The organism is Cupriavidus sp. 05T42 (genome assembly GCF_056396345.1).
On sequence record NZ_JBFTLH010000008.1, the window covers coordinates 112559 to 136088 of the forward strand.

At 66.7% G+C, this 23530-nt stretch carries 21 protein-coding genes; 19 read left to right on the forward strand and 2 right to left on the reverse strand.

Annotated features, from left to right (window positions below; translation table 11 throughout):
* Nucleotides 1–8 precede the first annotated feature (8 nt).
* Nucleotides 9–503, reverse strand: coding sequence for a (2Fe-2S)-binding protein (locus AC1EJR_RS13075; RefSeq protein WP_477113350.1), 495 nt, complete (start codon nucleotides 501–503; stop codon nucleotides 9–11).
* Between the two features lie 294 nt (nucleotides 504–797).
* On the opposite strand from AC1EJR_RS13075, the gene AC1EJR_RS13080 reads away from it, so the two are divergent.
* The 17 genes from AC1EJR_RS13080 to AC1EJR_RS13160 all read left to right on the forward strand — a co-directional run bounded on the left by AC1EJR_RS13080 (nucleotide 798) and on the right by AC1EJR_RS13160 (nucleotide 20588).
* Complete coding sequence (locus AC1EJR_RS13080; protein WP_092291800.1) at nucleotides 798–1376, forward strand: YqaA family protein; 579 nt, start codon at nucleotides 798–800, stop codon at nucleotides 1374–1376.
* A 117-nt stretch (nucleotides 1377–1493) separates the two neighbouring features.
* Complete coding sequence (locus AC1EJR_RS13085) at nucleotides 1494–5474, forward strand: DUF3683 domain-containing protein (RefSeq protein WP_477147174.1); 3981 nt, start codon at nucleotides 1494–1496, stop codon at nucleotides 5472–5474.
* A 27-nt stretch (nucleotides 5475–5501) separates the two neighbouring features.
* Nucleotides 5502–5936, forward strand: a complete 435-nt coding sequence (locus tag AC1EJR_RS13090; RefSeq protein ID WP_092291804.1) for an HIT family protein — start codon at nucleotides 5502–5504, stop codon at nucleotides 5934–5936.
* 142 nt (nucleotides 5937–6078) lie between these two features.
* A complete protein-coding gene (locus AC1EJR_RS13095; RefSeq protein ID WP_477147175.1) occupies nucleotides 6079–8013 on the forward strand; it encodes an ABC transporter ATP-binding protein/permease in 1935 nt (644 codons plus the stop codon).
* 7 nt (nucleotides 8014–8020) lie between these two features.
* A complete protein-coding gene (locus AC1EJR_RS13100) occupies nucleotides 8021–8437 on the forward strand; it encodes a gamma-butyrobetaine hydroxylase family protein (RefSeq protein ID WP_092291808.1) in 417 nt (138 codons plus the stop codon).
* Between the two features lie 37 nt (nucleotides 8438–8474).
* Nucleotides 8475–9206: a bifunctional demethylmenaquinone methyltransferase/2-methoxy-6-polyprenyl-1,4-benzoquinol methylase UbiE gene (ubiE, locus tag AC1EJR_RS13105; RefSeq protein WP_477147176.1), complete on the forward strand. Its 732-nt coding sequence runs from the start codon at nucleotides 8475–8477 to the stop codon at nucleotides 9204–9206.
* Nucleotides 9207–9256: 50 nt separating this feature from the next.
* Nucleotides 9257–10267, forward strand: a complete 1011-nt coding sequence (locus AC1EJR_RS13110) for a Tim44 domain-containing protein (RefSeq protein ID WP_454756804.1) — start codon at nucleotides 9257–9259, stop codon at nucleotides 10265–10267.
* Nucleotides 10268–10375: 108 nt separating this feature from the next.
* Nucleotides 10376–11041: a ubiquinone biosynthesis accessory factor UbiJ gene (locus AC1EJR_RS13115; protein WP_092291815.1), complete on the forward strand. Its 666-nt coding sequence runs from the start codon at nucleotides 10376–10378 to the stop codon at nucleotides 11039–11041.
* Nucleotides 11042–11123: 82 nt separating this feature from the next.
* Nucleotides 11124–12701, forward strand: a complete 1578-nt coding sequence (ubiB, locus tag AC1EJR_RS13120; RefSeq protein WP_477147177.1) for a ubiquinone biosynthesis regulatory protein kinase UbiB — start codon at nucleotides 11124–11126, stop codon at nucleotides 12699–12701.
* Between the two features lie 16 nt (nucleotides 12702–12717).
* Complete coding sequence (locus AC1EJR_RS13125) at nucleotides 12718–13332, forward strand: methyltransferase domain-containing protein (RefSeq protein ID WP_477147178.1); 615 nt, start codon at nucleotides 12718–12720, stop codon at nucleotides 13330–13332.
* A gap of 182 nt (nucleotides 13333–13514) precedes the next feature.
* Nucleotides 13515–14951, forward strand: coding sequence for a high affinity choline transporter 1 (locus AC1EJR_RS13130; protein ID WP_092291821.1), 1437 nt, complete (start codon nucleotides 13515–13517; stop codon nucleotides 14949–14951).
* A 243-nt stretch (nucleotides 14952–15194) separates the two neighbouring features.
* Nucleotides 15195–15551 (forward strand): FmdB family zinc ribbon protein, encoded by a 357-nt coding sequence (locus AC1EJR_RS13135; RefSeq protein ID WP_441591677.1) that lies wholly within the window; start codon nucleotides 15195–15197, stop codon nucleotides 15549–15551.
* Nucleotides 15552–15568: 17 nt separating this feature from the next.
* Nucleotides 15569–16285 carry a DUF502 domain-containing protein gene (locus AC1EJR_RS13140; RefSeq protein ID WP_477147179.1) on the forward strand — a complete coding sequence of 239 codons (717 nt, stop codon included), beginning with the start codon at nucleotides 15569–15571 and terminating at the stop codon, nucleotides 16283–16285.
* A 48-nt stretch (nucleotides 16286–16333) separates the two neighbouring features.
* The gene (gene aspS / locus AC1EJR_RS13145) at nucleotides 16334–18142 is read left to right on the forward strand and encodes an aspartate--tRNA ligase (RefSeq protein ID WP_092291825.1); all 1809 of its coding nucleotides are present in this window, start codon (nucleotides 16334–16336) and stop codon (nucleotides 18140–18142) included.
* A gap of 252 nt (nucleotides 18143–18394) precedes the next feature.
* Complete coding sequence (locus AC1EJR_RS13150) at nucleotides 18395–19312, forward strand: hypothetical protein (protein WP_092291827.1); 918 nt, start codon at nucleotides 18395–18397, stop codon at nucleotides 19310–19312.
* A gap of 47 nt (nucleotides 19313–19359) precedes the next feature.
* The gene (nudB, locus tag AC1EJR_RS13155; RefSeq protein WP_092291829.1) at nucleotides 19360–19833 is read left to right on the forward strand and encodes a dihydroneopterin triphosphate diphosphatase; all 474 of its coding nucleotides are present in this window, start codon (nucleotides 19360–19362) and stop codon (nucleotides 19831–19833) included.
* Nucleotides 19830–20588, forward strand: coding sequence for an endonuclease/exonuclease/phosphatase family protein (locus AC1EJR_RS13160; RefSeq protein ID WP_177219860.1), 759 nt, complete (start codon nucleotides 19830–19832; stop codon nucleotides 20586–20588). The genes nudB and AC1EJR_RS13160 overlap by 4 nt, the downstream gene beginning before the upstream one ends.
* A gap of 10 nt (nucleotides 20589–20598) precedes the next feature.
* Here AC1EJR_RS13160 and mobB read toward each other — a convergent pair whose 3' ends face one another.
* Nucleotides 20599–21111, reverse strand: a complete 513-nt coding sequence (mobB, locus tag AC1EJR_RS13165; protein ID WP_092291833.1) for a molybdopterin-guanine dinucleotide biosynthesis protein B — start codon at nucleotides 21109–21111, stop codon at nucleotides 20599–20601.
* Nucleotides 21112–21204: 93 nt separating this feature from the next.
* Between mobB and clsB the strand changes: the two genes are divergently transcribed.
* Both clsB and AC1EJR_RS13175 read left to right on the forward strand, forming a co-directional pair.
* Nucleotides 21205–22533 (forward strand): cardiolipin synthase ClsB, encoded by a 1329-nt coding sequence (gene clsB / locus AC1EJR_RS13170; protein ID WP_255370713.1) that lies wholly within the window; start codon nucleotides 21205–21207, stop codon nucleotides 22531–22533.
* A 379-nt stretch (nucleotides 22534–22912) separates the two neighbouring features.
* Nucleotides 22913–23503 (forward strand): TetR/AcrR family transcriptional regulator, encoded by a 591-nt coding sequence (locus AC1EJR_RS13175; protein ID WP_092291837.1) that lies wholly within the window; start codon nucleotides 22913–22915, stop codon nucleotides 23501–23503.
* Nucleotides 23504–23530 lie beyond the last annotated feature (27 nt).

Consider the following 23530-nt stretch of genomic DNA (forward strand, 5'->3'; position numbering starts at 1 on the left):
GTCGGCTCCTATTCCGCACTGGCGACGGCCTGGCCGCTGCGCATGCTCGATTGGCCCTGCTGCACGGCGCGGACGATGTTCTGGTAGCCGGTGCAGCGGCACATATTGCCTTCCAGCTGCTCGCGGATGGTCTGGGCATCGGCGTTGGGACGCTCGCGCAGCAGCGCGGTGGCGGCCATCACCATGCCGGGCGTGCAGAAGCCGCATTGCAGGCCGTGGCACTCGCGGAACGCTTCCTGCATCGGATGGAGTTGTCCGTCCGGCGCCAGGCCCTCGATGGTGGTGACCTTGGCGCCGTCCGCCTGGAGCGCCAGCACGTTGCACGACTTCACCACCCGGCCGTCGAGGTGGACGGTGCAGGCGCCGCACTGGGCGGTGTCGCAGCCGACATGCGTGCCGGTGAGGCGCAGGGTTTCGCGCAGGAACTGGACCAGAAGGGTGTGGGGTTCTACCTGCGCGTCAACGGGCTTGCCATTGACCGTCAGGCGGATCGGAATCGCCATGCTTGTCTCCAATATGGGGTGGACGCGCATGGCCTGCCGCAAGAATCCCGAACGACTGCGCGGGACGGGCCACGACGCGGTACTGCCGCTTGGTTGTTACGGCTATTTCGTGATATTGGTGCTGCCGGGCCTGGGGCCCGGCCTTGCCGGAGATGCCTGGCGTGGCGAATTCCGCGACGCGGCCGTGAACGATCGGCCAGAACCGGCTCTAACAGTTAATCACAAAACCCCCGGTGCTGCCATGCGGGTTCCCCACCATGGGGCGGCCCGGCGCACATCGATCTGCCCCGGACCATGCAAGCGTTCATCGACTGGCTGTTTGGAACCGTCGCCCTGCCCAGCGTGGGCCTGCCGGCCATCTTCGTGGTCAGCCTGGTCTCGGCCACGCTGCTGCCGCTGGGCTCGGAGCCGGCCGTGTTCGGCTATATCAAGCTCAACCCGGACATGTTCTGGCCGGCCATCCTCGTGGCCACGGTTGGGAATACGGTCGGCGGGGCCATCGACTGGTGGCTCGGCTACGCCGCCAAGCTGGCGCTGGTGCGCTACCGCCAGCGGCGCCAGCATATCCAACACGAGCGGGAGCACGCCGAGCATCGCGGCCATCCGGTGAAGAAACACAAGCCCAAGCTGGACGCCAAATACTTCCGCTGGATGCGCCGGCTGGGCCCGCCCACGTTGCTGCTGTCCTGGCTGCCCGCTATAGGTGATCCGTTGTGCACTTTGGCGGGGTGGTTGCGCCTGTCGTTCTGGCCCAGCCTCGGCTATATGGCGATCGGCAAGTTCTTCCGCTACCTTGTGATGACGGCCAGCCTGATGTGGATTCCAGACTCGTTCTGGCACGGCGTGGGGGAAGCGATTCGTCAATGGTTCTGACAGAACCGTCTCTTATGCCTTGTTGCGGTGCAGCGAAGCGGGCCGTTGCAGTACAATCGCGCTTCAATGAACGACAATCGCGCACTGTCCCCGTGCGCAGCAGGAAGCGGTCCCGCCATGAACGCCCCACTCGTGCTCGATGCCAAGCTCGCCGCACAGGACGCCCCCGCGCGCCTGCGCGAGATTCCCTATAACTACACGTCCTTTTCGGACCGCGAGATCGTTATCCGCCTGCTGGGCGAGGAAGCCTGGCGCATTCTGGATGAACTGCGTGGTGAGCGCCGCACTGGCCGCTCCGCGCGAATGCTGTACGAAGTGCTCGGCGACATCTGGGTCGTACGGCGCAACCCGTACCTCCAGGACGACCTGCTCGAGAACCCCAAGCGCCGCCAGATGCTGGTCAGCGCGCTGCATCACCGCCTGAGCGAGATCGAGAAGCGCCGCGCCGCCGACCGTGCCGAGCACGCCGAGCCGGCCGCCGAGGATCGCTCGCACCGGGTGGAGCAGCTGGTGGCCTTCGCCAAGCAGGCCATCGAGTCGTTCAAGCAGGAATTCGCCGACGCCTACGACCTGCGGAAGCGCGCGCAGCGCGTGCTGGGCAAGGTCACGCAGAAAGACAACATCAAGTTCGACGGGCTGTCGCGCGTCTCGCACGTGACCGACGCCACCGACTGGCGCGTGGAATACCCGTTCGTCGTGCTGACTCCGGACAGCGAGGAAGAGATCGCCGGGCTGGTGAAGGGCTGCTTCGAACTCGGCCTGACCATCATCCCGCGTGGGGGCGGCACCGGCTACACCGGCGGCGCCGTGCCGCTGACGCCGTTCTCGGCCGTCATCAACACCGAGAAGCTCGAGGAGCTTGGCCTGGTCGAGCAGACCGACCTGCCCGGCGTGGACCACAAGGTGGCGACGATCTTCTCCGGCGCCGGCGTGGTCACGCGCCGCGTGGCGGACGCGGCCGACAAGGCCGGTCTCGTCTTCGCGGTGGACCCGACCTCGATCGATGCCTCGTGCATCGGCGGCAATGTGGCGATGAACGCCGGCGGCAAGAAGGCCGTGCTGTGGGGTACCGCGCTCGACAACCTGGCCTGGTGGCGCATGGTCGATCCCGAGGGCAACTGGCTCGAGATCACGCGCCTGGACCACAACCTCGGCAAGATTCACGACGTGCCCGTGGCCACCTTCGAACTGAAGTGGTCGGACGGCAACCGCGCGCCGGGCGACAAGGTGCTGCGCACCGAGACGCTGGCCATCGAGGGCCGCAAGTTCCGCAAGGAAGGGCTGGGCAAGGATGTCACGGACAAGTTCCTGGCCGGCCTGCCCGGCGTGCAGAAGGAAGGCTGCGACGGCATCATCACCAGCGCGCGCTGGATCCTGCACCGCATGCCCAAGCACGTGCGCACGGTCTGCCTGGAGTTCTTCGGCCAGCCGCGCGACGCGATTCCGAGCATCGTCGAGATCAAGGATTACCTGGACGGCGAGTCCAAGCGCGAAGGCGGCGCCATCCTGGCCGGCCTGGAGCACCTGGACGAGCGCTACCTGCGCGCCGTGGGCTACGCCACCAAGAGCCGCCGCAACGCCTTCCCGAAGATGGTGCTGATCGGTGACATCGTCGGCGACGACGAGGACGCCGTGGCGCGCGCCACCTCGGAAGTGATCCGCATGGCCAACGGCAAGAGCGGCGAAGGCTTCGTCGCGGTGAGCCCGGAGGCCCGCAAGAAGTTCTGGCTCGACCGCTCGCGCACGGCCGCCATCGCCCGCCACACCAACGCCTTCAAGATCAACGAGGACGTGGTGATTCCGCTGCCGCGGATGGGCGAGTACACCGACGGCATCGAGCGCATCAACATCGAACTGTCGATCAAGAACAAGCTCAAGCTGGCCGACGAGCTGGAAGCGTTCTTCGCGCGCGGCAACCTGCCACTGGGCCGCAGCGACGACGCGAACGAGATTCCGAGCGCCGAACTGCTGGAAGACCGGGTTGCACACGCGCTGACGCTGCTGCGCGAGGTGCGCGCGCGCTGGCGCTACCTGCAGGACCACCTGGACGTGCCGCTGGCCACCGCGCGTGCCGCGCTGATCGGTCACGGCCTGGGCCTGCTCGGCCCGGCGTTCGAGGAGCGCCTGCACCAGCAGCCGGACGCGAACGTGTTCCACCTGCTGCAGGACCGCACCATCCGCGTGAGCTGGAAGAGCGAGGTCCGCGCCGAGCTGCGCAAGATCTTCAACGGCGGCGAATTCAAGCCGATCCTGGACGAGGCGCAGAAGATCCACAAGCAGGTGCTGCGCGGCCGCGTGTTCGTGGCGCTGCACATGCACGCCGGCGACGGCAACGTCCACACCAACCTCCCGGTGAACTCGGACGACTACGCCATGCTGCAGGACGCCCACCGCGCGGTGGCCCGCATCATGGCGCTGGCGCGCTCGCTGGACGGCGTGATCTCGGGCGAGCACGGCATCGGCATCACCAAGCTGGAGTTCCTGACCGAGGACGAGATCGGCGAGTTCCGCGCCTACAAGCAGCGCGTGGACCCGCAGGGCCGCTTCAACAAGGGCAAGCTGCTGCCGGGCGCCGACCTGCGCAACGCGTACACGCCGTCGTTCGGCCTGATGGGGCACGAGTCCATCATCATGCAGCAGAGCGACATCGGCGCGATTGCCGAAAGCGTGAAGGACTGCCTGCGCTGCGGCAAGTGCAAGCCGGTGTGCGCCACCCACGTGCCGCGCGCCAACCTGCTGTACAGCCCGCGCAACAAGATCCTGGCGACCTCGCTGCTGATCGAAGCCTTCCTGTACGAGGAACAGACGCGCCGGGGCGTGTCCATCAAGCACTGGGACGAGTTCTMGGACGTGGCCGACCACTGCACGGTCTGCCACAAGTGCGTGACGCCGTGCCCGGTGAAGATCGACTTCGGCGATGTGTCGATGAACATGCGCAACCTGCTGCGCAAGATGGGCCAGAAGAAGTTCAACCCGGGTACCGCGGCGTCGATGTTCTTCCTGAACGCGACCAACCCGCAGACCATCAACCTGACCCGCTCGGCAATGATCGGGCTCGGCTACAAGGCCCAGCGGCTCGGCAACGAGGTGCTGAAGAAGTTCGCCCGCAAGCAGACCCAGCACCCGCCGGCCACGGTCGGCAAGCCGCCGGTGCAGCAGCAGGTGATCCACTTCATCAACAAGAAGATGCCGGGCAACCTGCCCAAGAAGACGGCCCGCGCGCTGCTGGACATCGAGGACAACGAGATCGTGCCGATCATCCGCGACCCGAAGCTGACCACGGCCGAGAGCGAGGCGGTGTTCTACTTCCCGGGCTGCGGCTCGGAACGGCTGTTCTCGCAGGTGGGGCTGGCCACGCAGGCCATGCTGTGGCACGTGGGCGTGCAGACCGTGCTGCCGCCGGGCTACCTGTGCTGCGGCTATCCGCAGCGCGGCAACGGCCAGTACGACAAGGCCGAGAAGATGGTCAGCGACAACCGCGTGCTGTTCCACCGCGTGGCCAACACGCTGAACTACCTCGACATCAAGACCGTGGTGGTCAGCTGCGGCACGTGTTACGACCAGCTCGCCGGGTATGAATTCGACAAGATCTTCCCGGGGTGCCGCATCATCGACATCCACGAGTACCTGCTTGAGAAGGGCGTGAAGCTGGAAGGCGTGACCGGTACGCGCTACATGTACCACGACCCCTGCCACACCCCGATCAAGACGATGGACCCGACCAAGTTGGTCAATGACCTGATGGGCGGGAACGGCGGCAGCGGTGCGGGCAAGATCGAGAAGAACGAGCGTTGCTGTGGCGAATCCGGCACTTTGGCCGTGACGCGCCCGGACATCTCCACGCAGGTCCGCTTCCGCAAGGAAGAGGAAATGCGCAAGGGCGCCGACAAGCTGCGCACGGACGGCTTCACCGGCGACGTGAAGATCCTGACCAGCTGCCCGTCGTGCCTGCAGGGGCTGTCGCGCTACAACGAGGACGCCTCGGTGACGGCCGACTACATCGTGATCGAGATGGCCAAGCACCTGCTGGGCGAGAACTGGCTGCCCGAGTACGTGGCCCGCGCCAACGCCGGCGGCATCGAGCGCGTGCTGGTGTAAGGCAGCCAGCGGACTCCGGCGGACACCATGACGCGACTCCCCAACTGCCCCCTGTGCGAAGCCGATGGCGGCGAACTGGTCTGGATGGGGGATCGCGCGCGCGTGATCCTCGTCGAGCATGACCGGCATCCCGGCTTCTGCCGCATCGTCTGGAACGACCACGCCGCCGAGCTGACCGATCTGGACGATGCCGACCAGGCCTGGCTGATGCGGCTGGTGGCCCGGGTGGAGCGCACCGTGCGCGAGGTGATGACGCCGGACAAGGTCAACCTGGCCGCGTTCGGCAACATGGTGCCGCACCTGCACTGGCATATCATTCCGCGCTACCGCTGGGACACGCATTTCCCGGAGGCGATCTGGGCGGCGCCCCAGCGCGCGGCGGAGCCGGCGCGCATCGGCGAGCTGGCCCTGCGGCTGCCGACGCTGCGCACCGCGCTGGCCGTGATGCCGTCCGCTGACTGATTGTCTGACTGCGATAACAACCGAGCATGGCTGACTGACCGGAGGGCGGCACGGAACCCGCCACGGGGCGGCGACGTCTGACCTCCGTCGAACAACAACACGCCCGCTGGCCGGAACGGCGGCGGGCCACACCTGCGCCACCATGTCCTCCACTCCGTCGTCCGTCACCGTGCCCGGCCCGGCCGTCCCGGCCGAGGCTCTCAAGATCCAGAGCCGGCTGCGCCTGGCGGCCACCTGGGACCTGATCAAGCCCTACTGGAAATCCGAAGACCGCAAGGCGGGGCTGGGGCTGCTGCTCCTGGTCGTCGCGCTCAATCTCGGCATCGTCTATATCAACGTGCTGCTGACCGAGTGGAACCGGGTGTTCTACAACGCCCTGGAACAGCGCKACTTCGTCTCGTTCAAGGAACTGCTGCTGCGATTCTCGTGGATCGCGGCCTGTTTCATCGTGCTGGCGATCTCGCGCCAGTACTACCAGATGATGTTGCAGATGCGCTGGCGGACGTGGATGACCGGCGTCTTCATGCAGCGCTGGCTCGGCCATCAGGCGTACTACCGCATCGAACAGACCCATTCAACCGACAACCCCGACCAGCGTCTGGCCGACGACCTGCGCCAGTTCACCGACGGGGCGCTGACGCTCTCCATGGGGCTGCTGAACTCGGTGGTCACGCTGGTGTCGTTCATCGGCATTCTCTGGGTGGTGTCGGGGCCGATCAGCTTCGTGCTGGGCGGCACCGAACTGACGATTCCCGGCTACATGGTCTGGTTCGCCGCCGGCTACGCGGTGATCGGCTCGCTGATTGCCCACTTCGTGGGCCGGCCGCTGATCGGCCTGTCCTTCCAGCAGGAGCAGTACGAAGCTAACTTCCGTTTCATGCTGGTGCGCCTGCGCGAGAATAGCGAGCCGGTGGCGCTGTACCGCGGCGAACCGACCGAGCAGGCCGGCCTGCGGGCCCGCTTCGAACGGATCCGGGCGAACTGGAACCAGCTGATGCGCTACACCCGGCGGCTGACCTTCGTGAACTCGGGCTACGGCCAGTTCGCGATCATCTTCCCGCTGCTGGTGGCCGCGCCGCGCTATTTCTCCGGCAAGCTCACGCTGGGCGGGCTGATGCAGATCAATTCCGCCTTCGGGCAGGTGCAGGGCGCGCTGTCCTGGTTCGTGGACAGCTACGCCACGCTGGTCGGCTGGAAGGCCGCCGCCAATCGTCTGATCGACTTCCAGGACGCCATCCGCGTGGCCGAGCGCCAAGACCTGACGCACGAGGGCCCGGGCGACATCGAGGTGGTGGTGGCCGAGGGCCAGGACGGCATCGACCTGACCGGCCTCGCGCTGGCGCTGCCGGTGCGCGGCGGCAAGAGCCCGGACGAGGAGGGCGTGGATCCGCAACATCCGGCCCACCCGCGCCAGCGGCCGCTGGTGGCGCCGTTCTCGCTGTCCATCGGGCAGGGCGAGCGGTGGCTGGTCAGCGGGCCGTCCGGCTGCGGCAAGAGCGTGCTGTTCCGCGCGCTKGCCGGGATCTGGCCTTACGGCCACGGCCGCATCGCGGTGCCGGGCAAGCGCATGCTGTTCCTGCCGCAGCGCAGCTACCTGCCGATCGGCACGCTGGCCGATGCGCTGGCCTACCCGGACGCCGGCACGGCGCACTCGTGCGAGACGCTGCAACAGGTGCTGCGCCAGGCCCGGCTGGCCATGCTGGCGAACCAGCTCGATGTGTTCGACAACTGGTCGCTGCGCCTGTCGCCGGGCGAGCAGCAACGGCTGGCCTTCGCCCGCGCGCTGCTCCAGAAGCCCGATTTCCTGTTCCTGGACGAGGCCACGGCGGCGCTCGACGAGGAAACCGAGGCTGCCATGTACCAGCTGATGGTCGATAGCCTGCCGGACGCCACCATCGTCAGCATCGCCCACCGCAGCACCGTGGCCGCCTTCCATGACCGGCGGCTGCGCTACCTCCCCGTGGCGCCGACCGGCGCGCGCGACGAAAGCGGTGCCGGACCCCAGGATGGGCAAGGCATGGGGGGTGGAGTAAGCTATCGGGTCGTACAAGACACATCGGACGCGCTCCCCGCGTGACCCTACTATGGCTGGCCTAGAGAAAGACACCCCCCATCCCACCGCGCTGACCGTGCATACGCAGTCGCGCGTGCTGGAAATCGGCTTCGACAATGGCCGCGCGTGGCGCCTGCCGTTCGAGCTGCTGCGCGTCTATTCGCCGTCCGCCGAGGTCCAGGGCCATGGCCCTGGCCAGGAAACGCTCCAGACCGGCAAGCGCGAGGTGGGCATCGCGGCGGTGGAGCCCGTGGGCAACTACGCGATCCTGATCCGCTTCGACGACGGCCACGACACCGGCATCTACTCGTGGGAGCTGCTGTATCGCCTGGGCGACCAGCAGGAAGCGCTGTGGAACGACTACCTGAAGCGGCTCGAAGCCGCCGGCGTCGACCGCGATGCGCCGATGGTGGCCGGCGGCGGCCATGCCTGCGGCCACCACCACTGATCCCCGTCTATATATATCCGCACCTGGAGTACCAGACATGAGCGAGACCCACTTCGGGTTCGAGAAAGTCGACGAAACGGATAAGGCCGGCAAGGTAGCTGGCGTGTTCCATTCGGTCGCGAGCAAGTACGACGTGATGAACGACCTGATGTCCGGCGGCATGCACCGGCTTTGGAAGATGTTCACCATCGCCCAGGCCAATGTGCGCCCGGGCCAGAAGGTGCTCGACATCGCCGGCGGCACGGGCGACCTGGCCAAGGCTTTCGCGAAGCGGGCCGGCCCGACCGGCGAGGTCTGGCTGACAGACATCAACGAATCCATGCTGCGCGTGGGCCGCGACCGCMTGCTCGACAAGGGCGTGGTGACCCCGGTGGCGCTGTGCGACGCCGAGCGGATTCCCTTTCCGGACAACTACTTCGACCTCGTCACGGTGGCGTTCGGGCTGCGTAACATGACCCACAAGGACCGCGCGCTGGCCGAGATGCGCCGCGTGGTGAAGCCGGGCGGCAAGGTCATGGTCCTGGAATTCTCCAAAGTCTGGAAGCCGCTGGAAAAGGCCTACGATGTTTACTCGTTCAAGGTATTGCCGTGGCTGGGCGAGCGGGTGGCTGGGGATGCCCCGAGCTATCGCTATCTCGCAGAATCGATCAGAATGCATCCAGACCAGGGTTCACTTGTACGCTTGATGGAACATGCGGGGCTCGAGAAGGTCGAATACTACAATCTGACGGGCGGAGTGGTGGCGCTCCACGTCGGGCGTAAGTACTAATTCGCCATGTTCGGCCTTGGATGGCCGAAACTGACAGGGGATCGCAGAAAATGTCTTCTTTTCGTGGAAAATTCCTCGCCGCGTCGCTGATCGCGACGCTGGCGCTGGGGGTCGCACTGGACGCCAATGCCAAGCGGCTGGGCGGCTCGCGCAGTGTTGGCAAGCAGTCGTCCTCCGTGACGCAGCAACGTCAGCAGGCGCCGGCCCAGCAATCGCCGACGCAGCAACCGGCCCAACAGCCCAACCAGGCGGCACCGGCCACGGCTGGCGCGGCCGGCGGTGCGGCGGCTGCTGCACCCAAGCGTAACTGGGGCGGCATGCTCGGCGGCCTGGCGGCTGGTCTGGGTCTTGGCTACCTGCTCTCGCACTTCGGTCTGGGCGGTGCGGCTGCCAGCTTCCTGTCGAATCTGATCCTGATCGGCGGTATCGCGCTGCTGGCCTTCTGGCTGATCCGCAAGTTCCGCGGAGGCGCAGCGCGCCGCCAGCAACCGGCCTACGCCGGCATGGGCAATCAGGGCAACCAGGGTGGTTTCGGTGGCAACGACCTGTCGCGCACTGCCGAGCCGACCTTCCGTCAGGCCGAGCAACCCGCGCAACCTGCCGCCTACGGCGGCGCGGCGGCCAACCCGGTGATGGGTGGCGCTGCCGCCGGCGCCGTGGCTGCTGCAGTGCAGCAACCGTGGGGCGTGCCGGCCGACTTCGACACCGAAGCCTTCCTGCGCAATGCCAAGGTTCACTATGTGCGCCTGCAGGCCGCGTGGGACGCCGGCAATCTCGACGACATCCGCGAGTTCACCACGCCGGAAATGTTCGCCGAGATCAAGATGGATCTGGCCGAGCGCGGCGCCGAGGTCAACAAGACCGACGTCGTGACGCTGGATGCCCAACTGCTGGGCATCGAGGACACCCCGACGCAGCACGTTGCCAGCGTGCGTTTCGCCGGCATGATCCGCGAGCGCGCGGGCGAGCCGGCCCAGCCGTTCGCCGAGGTCTGGAACCTGGCCAAGGCCACCGCCGGCAACGGTGGCTGGCTGCTGGCCGGCATTCAGCAGGAGTCCTGAGCGTAATCTCCCCGCCGCTTCCACGGATGCGGCGGGCGAGTAGCTTAGAATGGAGGCCCACGCGTGCGTGGGCCTTTTTTGTTGCCCGACTACCGCAAACCGCTCGCCATGAACGCCTTGCCTTCCCCGCTGGCCGCGCCGATCGTTGCCGCCCTCAATCACCTGATCGAACAGGAGCCGTGGGCCTGCGCGCTGCTGTCGCCCTTTGCCGGCCGCGTGATCCGCTTCGATGCCGCCGCCTTTGCGCTAGCGCTGAAGGTGACCGAACACGGCTGCATCGAGCAGGCCACGGTGGCCGAGGCGCCGGCCGTGACCTTGCTGGTGCCGTTGCAGCAATGGCCGCTGGTGGTGGCCGACGTGGCCGAGGGCGGGCAGGCCGCCGCGATGCGCCATGTGCGGATCGAAGGCGACGCGGAACTGGCCAACGCCGTGTCCACGCTGGCCCGCAGCCTGCGCTGGGACGCCGCCGAAGACTTGTCGCGCGCGCTGCGCGGCGTGATGGGCGGCCCGGTCAGTGACAGCGTGGCGCAGCGCGTGGTCGATGGCGCACGCCAGGTCCACGACAACGCCACCCGCGTGGGCCGCGCCCTGCTCGACAATGTGACGGAATACCTACTCGACGAACAACCGACCCTCGTACGCCACGCGGCGCTGGACGGCTTTGCCGATGACGTGGCGCGGCTGCGCGACGACCTCGAACGGCTGGAAAAGCGGCTGGAACGGCTGGAACGCCAGCCGGCCGCGCCGGGCAAGCTGCCGTCCGCCCACCGTTGATGGCCCGGCCGTCGTCCTCCCTCCCTTTTGCCTGCGCCGCCGCCTGCGCGCGCGGCGTGCCTCCGCACCGTAAAGAACCCGCATGACCCGCCTTCTGCGTCTCTGCAAGATCGTCTTTGTCATCCTGTATTACGGGCTCGATGAACTCGTGCTGTCCGGCTTCAAGAGCCGGCGCATCAAGCTGCTGGTGAAGGTCATCACCATCGGCCGCAAGCTCGAGCAGCCGCGCGGCGTGCGCCTGCGGATGGCGCTGACCACGCTCGGGCCGATCTTCGTCAAGTTCGGCCAKGTGTTGTCSACCCGSCGCGACCTGMTGCCGCCCGACATCGCCGACGAACTGGCGATGCTCCAGGACCAGGTGCCGCCGTTCGACCCGGTGTTGGCCGTCAAGATCATCGAGAAGTCGCTCGGCCGGCCGCTTTCGGACTTGTTCGAGAATTTCGAGCACACGCCGGTGGCCAGCGCGTCCATCGCGCAGGTGCACTTCGCCACGCTGCGCGGCGGCCCGAACCATGGGCGTGAGGTGGCGGTGAAGGTGCTGCGGCCCGGCATGCTGCCCGTGATCGACAGCGACCTGGCCCTGATGCGCGACATGGCGACCTGGCTCGAGCGCGTCTGGGTGGATGGCCGCCGGCTCAAGCCGCGCGAGGTGGTGGCCGAGTTCGACAAGTACCTGCACGACGAACTCGACCTGATGATCGAGGCCGCCAACGCCAGCCAGTTGCGCCGCAACTTCATCGAGAGCGGGCTGCTGCTGGTGCCGGAAGTGTTCTGGGACTGGTGCACCAGCAACGTGTTCGTGATGGAGCGGATGCACGGCATCCCGATCTCGCGCATGGAGTCGCTGAAGGCGGCTGGCGTGGACATGCACCAGCTGGCCGAGGAGGGCGTGGAGATCTTCTTCACGCAGGTGTTCCGCGACGGCTTCTTCCACGCCGACATGCACCCCGGCAACATCCTCGTCTCGGTGCAGCCGGAGACGTTCGGGCGCTATATCGCGCTGGACTTCGGCATCGTCGGCGCGCTGTCCGAGTTCGACAAGAACTACCTCGCGCAGAACTTCATCGCATTTTTCCGACGCGACTACCACCGTGTGGCGCTGCTGCACGTGGAATCGGGCTGGGTGCCGGCCGAGACGCGCGTGGAGGAGCTGGAGTCCGCCGTGCGCGCCTGCTGCGAGCCGTACTTCGACAAACCGCTGCGCGAGATTTCGCTCGGCATGGTGCTGATGCGGCTGTTCCAGACCTCGCGGCGGTTCAACGTCGAGATCCAGCCGCAGCTGGTGCTGCTGCAGAAGACGCTGCTCAATATCGAGGGGCTGGGCCGGCAGCTCGACCCGGAACTCGACCTCTGGAAGACCGCCAAGCCGTTCCTCGAAAAGTGGATGTACGAGCAGGTGGGCTGGCAGGGCGCCTGGGAGCGGGTAAAGGTGGAGGCGCCGCAGTGGGCCAAGATGCTGCCTGACTTCCCGCGCCTGGCGCACCAGTTCCTGGAACGCCGCGCGCTGCAGAACAATGGCGAGCAGGAGCGGTTGCTGGCGCAGCTCGTGGTGGAGCAGCGGCGCACCAACCGTCGGCTGTCCACGGCGCTGATGCTGATCGGCGGCTTCCTGGCCGGCATCGTGCTGGTGCAGGCGCTGGCCTGGGCGGGCTACTGGTAAGCCTCGGACGCACGCCATGCCGAATCCCCCGAAACGCGAATTCGAGAGCCGCAACGCCGCCKACGCGGCGTTCTGGGACGAGCGCTTTGCGCGGCAATTCACGCCTTGGGACGCTCAGGGCGTGCCGGCCGAGTTCGAGGCGTTCGCTGCTGGATTGACGCCGTGCCCGACCCTGGTGCCGGGCTGTGGCAACGGCTGGGAGGCCGGCTGGCTCCACGCGCGCGGCTGGCCGGTGACGGCGATCGACTTCTCCGCCGAGGCGGTGGCGTCGGCGCGGCGGGCGCTCGGCGCCGCCGCCGTGGTGGTGCGGGAGGCCGATTTCTTCGCCTTCACGCCCGAGCCGCCCTGCCAACTGATCTACGAGCGCGCCTTCCTGTGCGCGCTGCCGCCGGCGCTGCGCCAGCCCTATGCCGACCGCGTGGCGGCACTGCTGCCACCGGGCGGATTGTTGGCCGGCTACTTCTATATAGGTGAGACGCGCGGCGGGCCCCCGTTCACCATGCCCCGCACCGAGCTGGACGGGCTGCTGGCGCCGGCCTTCGATCTGGTGGAGGACCGTCCGTCCGCCGCGCCGCTGCCGGTCTTCGCGGCCGGCCAGGAGCGCTGGCAGGTCTGGCGCCGGCGGGCCTGAAGCGAACCTGATCCGATCCAGATTCGACCCTGAGCCGTTTCCAAGTCGTCCATGCGCCGCTTCCCGCACCGGCGTGGGGAATTCGCCGCGCCCGGGGATTTTTTTTCGACCCGTCGGGTCTGCATCGCTATAATCCGCCGGCATTTCTCCGCAACTTCGGAAATCTGGGATAGGGCAGCGGCATGCTGATCTGGTTCGTCATCATCTATTGGGTTATCTCGGTCGGCATTGGGCTGTGGGCGGCGCTGCGCGTCAAGGGCACCGCCGACTTCGCCGTGGCCGGCCGCAGCCTGCCGTTCTACATCGTCACCGCCACGGTGTTCGCCACCTGGTTCGGCTCCGAAACCGTGCTCGGCATCCCGGCCGTGTTCCTCAAGGAGGGGCTCTCCGGCGTGGTGTCCGACCCGTTCGGCTCCTCGCTCTGCCTGATCCTGGTGGGCCTGTTCTTCGCCCGGCCGCTGTACCGGATGAACCTGCTGACCATCGGCGACTACTATCACAACCGCTACGGGCGCGTGGCCGAAGTGCTGACCACGCTATGTATCGTGGCGTCCTACCTCGGCTGGGTGGCGGCGCAGATCAAGGCGCTGGGGCTGGTGTTCTATACGGTGTCCGACGGCGCGCTGTCGCAGGACGCCGGCATGATGATCGGCGCGGCCAGCGTGCTGGTCTACACGCTGTTCGGCGGCATGTGGTCGGTGGCGGTGACCGATTTCATCCAGATGATCATCATCGTGATCGGCATGCTCTATATCGGCTACGAGGTCAGCGGGCAGGCCGGCGGCGTGGCGGCGGTGGTGTCGCACGCGGCGGCGGCCGGGAAGTTCGAGTTCTGGCCGTCGCTGGACCTGATCCAGATCATTGGCTTCGCGGCGGCGCTGTTCACGATGATGCTGGGCTCGATTCCGCAGCAGGACGTGTTCCAGCGCGTGACCTCGTCGCGTACCGAGAAGATTGCCGGGCGCGCCTCGGTGCTGGGCGGCGTGCTGTACTTCTTCTTCGCCTTCATCCCGATGTTCCTGGCCTATTCGGCCACGATGATCGATCCCGGCATGGTCGAGAAGTACATCAACTCGGATTCGCAGCTGATCCTGCCGCAGCTGATCCTGACCCATGCGCCGATGTTCGCGCAGGTGATGTTCTTCGGTGCGCTGCTGTCGGCCATCAAGAGCTGCGCGTCGGCCACGCTGCTGGCGCCGTCCGTGACGTTCGCTGAGAACATCATGCGGCCGTACTTCCGCCATCTGACCGACAAGCAGTTCCTGCGCGTGATGCAGGCCGTGGTGCTGGTCTTCACGACGCTGGTGACGCTGTTCGCGCTGAATTCGCACCTGTCGATCTTCCACATGGTGGAAAACGCATACAAGGTGACGCTGGTGTCGTCCTTCGTGCCGCTGGCGTTCGGGCTGTTCTGGAAGCCGGCCACGCGACAGGGCGGGCTGGCCGCCATCCTGATGGGGCTGGCATCCTGGCTGACCTGCGAGGTGGCCTTCGCCGACGCCGCCGTGCCGCCGCAGATGGTGGGGCTGATGTTCTCGATCAGCGGCATGGTGTTCGGCTCGCTGCTGCCGCAATGGATCAGCGAGCGACCGGGCGTCAAGGAAGTGCATATTGCGTAACTTCCAAGCCTGAAACCGGGTCCGGCACCCCGGCGGCGCCGGTAAAACGGGCCCCAGGCGCCTCATGGGCGACCTGAGGCGCCCGGAATGGCCTCTTTTCCCGGCGGTGGACGGGCCGCCGACAGTTTATAATCCGAGGCTTTGCATCGCCGTGCGGGTGTTTTTCCGCGAATTGCCATTGCAAATGGCCTCCGGCGCTGCCACCTGTTGTTCCCAATCCAGATTTCCGCGAAAAGAACCATCATGCCGATCTATGCCTACCGTTGCGACGCCTGCGGCCACGGGCGCGATGTGCTGCAGAAAATGAGCGATGCCCCGCTCACGGACTGCCCATCCTGCGGCGCTGCCGGGTCCTTCAAGAAACAACTGACCGCCGCCGGCTTCCAGCTCAAGGGCTCGGGCTGGTACGTCACGGACTTCCGTGGCGGCAACAGCGGCAACAAGGGCGCCAGCGCGCCAGCGGCTACGGGCGGTGCGGCGGCATCGGCCCCGGCGGCCTCGGGCGGTGACGCGTCTGGTTCGTCGGCTTCGTCGTCGTCCACGTCCACGTCCACGTCTTCGACGCCTTCCGCCCCGGCGGGCGGCAGCGCCAGCGCCTGACCCTCATGGCCAAAACCGTGGTTGCCAAGAAAACCTCCGCCCTCAAGACCTGGTTCCTGACCGGGCTGCTCGTGCTGGTGCCGCTCGGCATCACGCTGTGGGTGCTCAATTTGATCATCGGCACGATGGACCAGAGCATGGCCCTGCTGCCGGTGGMGTGGCAGCCCGAGAACCTGTTCGGGCGCCGCATTCCAGGTCTTGGCGCCATCCTGACGCTGCTGTTCATCCTGCTGGTGGGCGTGCTCGCGCACAACTTCATCGGCCAACGGCTGGTGCGCTGGTGGGAAATGCTGCTCGGCCGCATTCCCGTGGTGGGCCCCATCTACACCAGCGTGAAGCAGGTCTCGGACACGCTGCTGTCGTCGTCCGGCAACGCGTTCCGCAAGGCGCTGCTGGTGCAGTATCCGCGCGAGGGGTCCTGGACCATCGCGTTTCTGACCGGCCGGCCCGGCGGAGACGTGCAGAATCACCTCCAGGGCGAATACGTCAGCGTCTACGTGCCGACCACGCCGAATCCGACCTCGGGCTTCTTCCTGATGATGCCCAAGGCCGACACCATCGAACTCGACATGACCGTCGACGCCGCGCTCAAGTACATCGTCTCGATGGGCGTCGTGGCGCCGACGGAGCTGCCCCGCAAGTCCGGCACGTCGGGCCGTCCGGCGGATGCGGCCGAGGCCGCGGACACCGCTGAAGAGGCGGTTGCGGTCGCCGACTCGAACTCTACTCATTGAATTGCGCGCGGGCCGCCTCGCGGCCGCGCATTACCGGGAATTTCTCCTATGTCCTCCATGCGTACTCACTACTGCGGTCTGGTGACCGAACAACTGATCGGCCAGGAAGTGGCCCTGACCGGCTGGGTACAGCGCCGGCGTGACCACGGCGGCGTGATCTTCGTCGATCTGCGAGACCGCGAGGGCCTGGTGCAGGTGGTTTGCGATCCGGATCGCCCGGAGATGTTCAAGGCCGCCGAAGAGATCCGCAACGAGTTCTGCATCCGCATCACTGGCAAGGTGCGTCCGCGCCCGGCCGGCACGGAGAACGCCAACCTGACCTCGGGCAAGATCGAGGTGCTGTGCCATGAGCTGAGCGTGCTGAACCCGTCGGTCACGCCCCCGTTCCAGCTGGACGACGACAACCTGTCGGAAACCACCCGCCTGACGCACCGCGTGCTGGACCTGCGCCGCCCGCAGATGCAGTACAACCTGCGCCTGCGCTACAAGGTGGCCATGGAAGTGCGCAAGTACCTGGACGCCCAGGGCTTCATCGACATCGAAACGCCGATGCTGGGCAAGAGCACGCCGGAAGGCGCGCGCGACTACCTGGTGCCGTCGCGCACGAACCCGGGCCATTTCTTCGCGCTGCCGCAATCGCCACAGATCTTCAAGCAGATGCTGATGGTCTCGGGCTTCGACCGCTACTACCAGATCACCAAGTGCTTCCGCGACGAGGACCTGCGCGCTGATCGCCAGCCCGAATTCACGCAGATCGACTGCGAGACGTCGTTCCTGACCGAGCAGGAGATCCGCGACCTGTTCGAGGACATGATGCGCACCGTGTTCAAGAACGCCATCAACGTGGACCTGGACGCCGCGTTCCCGGTGATGGAGTACCGCGAGGCCATGGCCCGCTTCGGCTCGGACAAGCCGGACCTGCGCGTGAAGCTCGAATTCACCGAGCTGACCGACGTGATGAAGGACGTCGACTTCAAGGTGTTCTCGGGCCCGGCCAACAGCGACAACGGTCGCGTGGTGGGTCTGCGCGTGCCGGGCGGCGGTTCGATCTCGCGTGGCGAAATCGACGCCTACACCCAGTTCGTCGGCATCTACGGCGCCAAGGGTCTGGCCTGGATCAAGGTCAACGAAGTGGCCAAGGGCCGCGACGGCCTGCAATCGCCGATCGTCAAGAACCTGCATGACGCCGCGATTGCCGAGATCCTGAAGCGCACCGGCGCCCAGGACGGCGACATCATCTTCTTCGGCGCCGACAAGGCCAAGGTCGTGAACGACGCCATCGGCGGCCTGCGCCTGAAGATCGGCCATTCCGAATTCGGCAAGTCCAGCGGCCTGTTCGAGGACGTGTGGAAGCCGCTGTGGGTGATCGACTTCCCGATGTTCGAGTACGACGAGGAAGACGCGCGCTGGGTGGCCATGCACCACCCGTTCACGAGCCCGAAGGACGAGCACCTGCAGTACCTGGAAACCGATCCGGGCAAGTGCATCGCCAAGGCGTACGACATGGTGCTGAACGGCTGGGAAATGGGCGGCGGTTCGGTCCGTATCTACCGCGAGGACGTGCAGAGCAAGGTGTTCCGCGCGCTGAAGATCGGCGAGGAAGAGGCACGGGCCAAGTTCGGCTACCTGCTGGATGCGCTGCAATACGGCGCGCCGCCGCACGGCGGACTGGCATTCGGCCTCGACCGTATCGTGACGATGATGGCCGGCGCCGATTCGATCCGCGACGTGATCGCCTTCCCGAAGACCCAGCGTGCACAGGATCTGCTGACGCAGGCCCCGTCGGCGGTGGACGAGAAGCAGCTGCGGGAACTGCATATTCGGCTGCGGGCGCAGGAGGCCAAGACTACGGTTTGAGTTTTTTGACCGGGGTTTTGATGAGGGGTGCCAGCCTTGGGGTGGTGCCCCTTTTGTTTTTTGGGGTGGTGGTTGTGGGCAACAGCCACCATCGCAACAACAGAAACAACCGCGGCCGAACGAACCCATTAGCACCAAATCCGCCAACAATCTCGTTTCCATTTGTTACGAATAGGAACGAAGCCTCCCGCAACAATGTCTCCCTAGGTTGAAAAACCCATAATCAACCGCGCCGTCTGGGAGGACGAATCTGTGAACCTCGATATCGAACAAATCCGCCAGTTCCTGCAGGCGCATGCGGAGACCATCCTGACGTGGCTGGTGGCCGGCCTGGTGATGATGTTGCTGGCGAAATTCGAGCTGCGCCGCGCGGTGCGCAAGTCGGCGCAGGCGATGTCCGAGTCAGTGGCGACCACGGTGGCCGCGTGCGTGCCCGACATCGCCCATGCGGCGCAAACGGCGCATCCCGTGGCTGTGGATCCCGATGGCGCCGAGCCTGTCACTGCCCAGCGCGCAGATGCGCTGCGTCGCCTGTCGCTCGATACCGTGGCGACCGTCATGGCTCGTGGGCGATGGCTTGAGGATGTCGGCAACCTGCGTCTGGCCGAGGACGCGCTACTGACCGGCCGGCGTGCCGGTGGCGCGGACCCGCTGCTGGTCGTCGCCCCGCAACCGGTCGTGCAGGCCTACCTGACCGCTCAGCGTACGTTCGAGGATGAAGCCGCCCGGCTCCAGACCCATCGCCGCGAGGCGCTGACGCTTCAGGAGGCGCTCCAGGCGCTGGTGGCGGAAGCCGCCCATGTCGAACAGGAAACCGCCAGCATCGTGATGCGCTTCGAGCAGGTCAACGCCCAGGCCGCGCAAGGCGTGGAAGCGGGCGATTACCAGCGCTTCCTGATCCAGAAGTACAACCAGCTGGGTCAGCGCGAGAAGGACATTGGGCAGGAACGTGCCGAGCTGGCCGCGCAACTGCGCGAGAGCACCGATGCGTTGGCCGAGCATGCCCACGTGGCCTCGCAGCGCTACACGCAGGCGCTGGCGCCGCTGATGCAGCAACTGCGTTCTGCGTGGGGCCATGGCGATTCGCCGGACGTCTTCGAGACCTGGCTGCGCCACGCCAAGCCGGAAGACGGGATGCCGGCACCTGCCGCCGATCGCTCGGCGGCCTGAGCGGAGGGGTTTGCGCTATCCTTGGGTTTGTCCTTCCAACGCGCCCCATGCCCTACAAGATTCCCGAATCGGTGCTGGTTGTCATCTACACGCCAGACCTGCAAGTCCTGCTGATCGAGCGCGCCGACCGGCCCGGCTTCTGGCAGTCGGTCACCGGCAGCCTGGACGCCGAGGACGAACCGCTGCCAGTGACCGCCGCCCGCGAGGTGGCCGAGGAAACCGGCATCATCGCCAGCGCGCATAGCCTGACCGACTGGCAACACACCATCACGTACGACATCTACCCCCAGTGGCGCCACCGCTACGCGCCCGGGGTGGCACGCAACACCGAGCACTGGTTCGGGCTGTGCGTGCCCGCACCTCTTAATGTGACGCTAGCGCCGCGTGAACACCTGCGCTACGCGTGGCTGCCCTGGCAGGAAGCCGCCGAGCGCTGCTTTTCCAGCAGCAATGCGGAAGCGGTGCGCCAGCTGGCCTGGCGGGCGGCGGCGGGGCTCGACGTCACCTCGGGAGCGGCATGATGAAGCTGCGCGTGGTCACGTACAACATCCACAAGGGCGTGAAGGGGTTCAGCGGGAAGCCGCGCATCCAGAATGTACGCACCGGCCTGCAGACCATGAACGCGGACATCGTCTTCCTGCAGGAAGTCCAGGACCGCAACGACCGGCTGGTCGCCGCCGAGTTGTTCGACCCTGACCACACCCAGCTCAACTATCTGGCCACCGACGCCTATCCGCATTCGGTCTACGGCCGCAACGCGGTCTACGATCACGGCCATCACGGCAACGCGATCCTGTCCCGGCATCCGATCCTGATGTCGGAAAATCTCGATATCTCCGATCACCGCTTCGAGCAGCGCGGCCTGTTGCACGCGGTGGCGGACATCAACGGCGTGGAGGCGCACCTGATCTGCGTGCATTTCGGCTTGTTCGCGCGCAGCCGGGCGCGGCAGGCGAGCGCGCTGGTGGAGCGTGTGCGCGCCGTGGTGCCGGCCGATGCGCCGCTGGTCATCGCCGGCGATTTCAACGACTGGAACCATCGGCTGGACGCCCAGATCTGCAACACGCTCAACGCGGTGGAGTCGGCGCACGCCAAGAGCGGGCGTATCCACACGTTTCCGAGCCATATGCCGTGGTGGCAGCTGGATCGGATCTACGTACGGGGATTCGAGATCGAGCGCACCCAGGCGCTGACCGGCCGCGAATGGGCCGAGCGTTCGGACCATGTGCCGCTGGTGGCGGAGCTGGCCCGCCGGGTGGCGATTCCCGAGGCGTAGTGCCCCGGGGTTACAGGCTGATGAGGGCGGTGCGGATCCAGTGGTAGATGGCGTCTGGATCGGCGAGGTCGAGTACCGGCAGCGCCGTTTGCGTGGCAACTTCGGCCGGCGCGTCGGTCGCCACGGCGACCACGCCGGGTACGTCGCGCCAGAGCGGCGGCTTGCCGTGGGCGGGCCGATAGACCTCGAGTTTCGGGAAATCGCTCCATTTATAGCCTTCGACCAGCACCAGGTCGGTCTCGGGCGGCAGCACGGCCAGGGCCTCGCTGATTTCGGGCGATGGCTTCGACTCCGGGTAGTGGCGCATCAGCGTCAGGTGCCGCGCGCCGACCAGCACGACGTTCTCGCAGCCGCCGGCGCGCATGCGCCAGGAGTCCTTGCCGGGGGTGTCGGGGTCAAAGCCGTGGTGGGTGTGCTTGATGCCGGCGACCCGCAGGCCGTCGGCCACGAAGCGGGGAATCAGCTGGTCCAGCAGCGTGGTCTTGCCGCTGCCCGACGCACCGGCGATGCCGAATACCTTCACAATACTTTCCGTTTTCCGCCACACAATGGCCCGACAATAGCAGAGTTGGCCCGGGCGATGTGCAGGAGCCGCCCGTTATCCGATAATCAAGCCATGTCACGGATCTACGACCGGGTCGACCGCCCCGCACCCGCCTCGACGCCCCAGTCCCCGGCACCGCCCATCCCCCAGGCGGCGCCCGCGGACGTCCACCTCCGCGCGCCCCTGCTGCGCTGGGGCCGCCGGCGCGGCAGCCCGGTGCCCGGCAACGCGGTGGACCTGCTGCGCAATGGCGAAACCTTCTTCCCCGCCCTGATCGCCGCCATCGGCACGGCCACGCGCCACGTCGTGCTGGAGACCTATATCTATGCCGATGATGCGGTCGGCCAACGCGTGACCGAGGCGCTGGTCGCTGCGGCGCAGCGTGGCGTGGATGTGCGGCTCGTGGTCGATGGCTTCGGCGCCGGCGACATGCCCGAAGCCCTGCAACAGCGCCTCCAGGCCGGCGGGGTGAAGCTCGAGATCTACCGGCCGCTGCGCGGGTTCAAGCTGGCGCGCCGGCACCTGCGCCGGCTCCACCGCAAGATGGCCGTGATCGACGACAGCGTGGCGTTCGTCGGCGGCATCAATATCATCGACGACCACAACCACGGCCCGCTCGACCTGCCCGAACTCGGCCCGCGCTACGACTTCGCCGTGCGGGTGTCCGGGCCGCTGGTCGCGCAGATTGCGCTGGCGTCGGCCCGGCTCTGGTTCCGCATCGCCCAGCGCCGCGGCCTGCGCGAGACCGCCGAGGCCTTCGCCGAGGTGGAGACGCTGACCACGGCCGCCCGCCAGGCGCGGCGCAACGTGCAGCCGGGCGGCGTGCCGGCCGCGTTGCTGCTGCGCGACAACCTGCGCAACCGCCGCACGATCGAGCGCGAGTACCTCTACGCGCTGGGCGCGGCGCGGCACGACGTGATCCTCGCCAACGCCTACTTCCTGCCGGGCCACAAGATGCGCCGCGCGCTGCTGGCCTGCCGCGAGCGCGGCGTGCGGGTGCGGCTGCTGCTCCAGGGGGTGGTCGAGTACCGGCTCCAGCATTTCGCCACGCACGCGCTCTACGCCACGCTGCTCGAGGCGGGCGTGGAGATCTACGAATACGAGGCGAGCTTCCTGCACGCGAAGGTCGCCGTGGTCGACGATACCTGGGCGACGGTCGGCTCGAGCAATATGGACCCGTTCAGCCTGCTGCTGGCGCGCGAGGCCAACGTGGCCGTCTACGACACCCACTTCGCGAACGACCTGCGCGGGCACCTGGAACGGGCCATGGCGCAGCGCAGCGCGCGCGTGGTGCCGGAGGCGCACGCGGGCCTGCCGCGCCTGCGGCGGTTTGCCAACTGGGCGGCCTACTATGTGTTGCGCGTCGGCGTCGTCATCGCCGGGGTGACGGGGCGGTACTGAATGCCTCGACGCATGGCCGCGCGCGTGGCGTTACCATGCTGCCCTGCCGCACGCGCCATCCCGCGCGCGCTGGTGCCGTGCGGTTTTAAGCCGTTGCTGCAATGCGTGGTCAACGCAGGGCCCGCACCGTCTGTTTAGAAACCCCGGTCTAATTAATTGCTTGATGCCAAACGGCCTCGCCAGAATAATCTGAACGACCGTTCTTTTTTGGCTTAGACTGCGTGCATTCGCGACTTGCCACGGCTTTACGGCAGCCGCAATGCCAGGTTCAAAGCAAAGTCAGGTCATAGGCAGCGCCCGGGAAGTGCGCTGCGAGAACGGAGAGAACACCATGCGACACCAGTCAGTCCGTCTTGAATCCGCCGCCGCACCCGCGCCCTTGCGCAAGGGTGAGATGACGCGCGTGGCGATTCTCGATGCCGCACTGGAATTGTCGTCCCGCGACGGGCTGGAAGGGCTGACCATCGGCCTCCTCGCGGAACGCATGCAGATGAGCAAGAGCGGCGTATTCGCGCATTTCGGTTCGCGCGAGGACCTGCAGGTGGAAGTGGTGCGCGAGTATCACCGCCGGTTCGAGCAGGAGGTGTTCTACCCCTCGCTGCACGAGCCACGCGGTCTGCCGCGCCTGTGGTCGATGGTGCGGCGCTGGATGGAAAAGCGCATCCAGGAAGTGACCACGGGCTGCATCTACATCAGCGGGGCGGTCGAGTACGACGATCGCGCGGAAAGCCCGGTGCGTGACGAGCTGGTCAAGAGCGTCACGATCTGGCGGGCCGCGCTGATGCGCGCGATCGACCAGGCCAAGGAAGAGGGGCACCTGCGCGCGGACTGCGATCCGCGCACGATGCTGTTCGAGATGTACAGCCTTGAACTAGGCTTGCATCACGACGCCCGTTTCCTGCGCCTGCCGGACAGCGCCGAACTTGCCATGGTCGCGCTCAACAAACTGATTCAGTCTTACCGAACCTGACGCCGCCCCCGGCAACGGTCTCGCCCC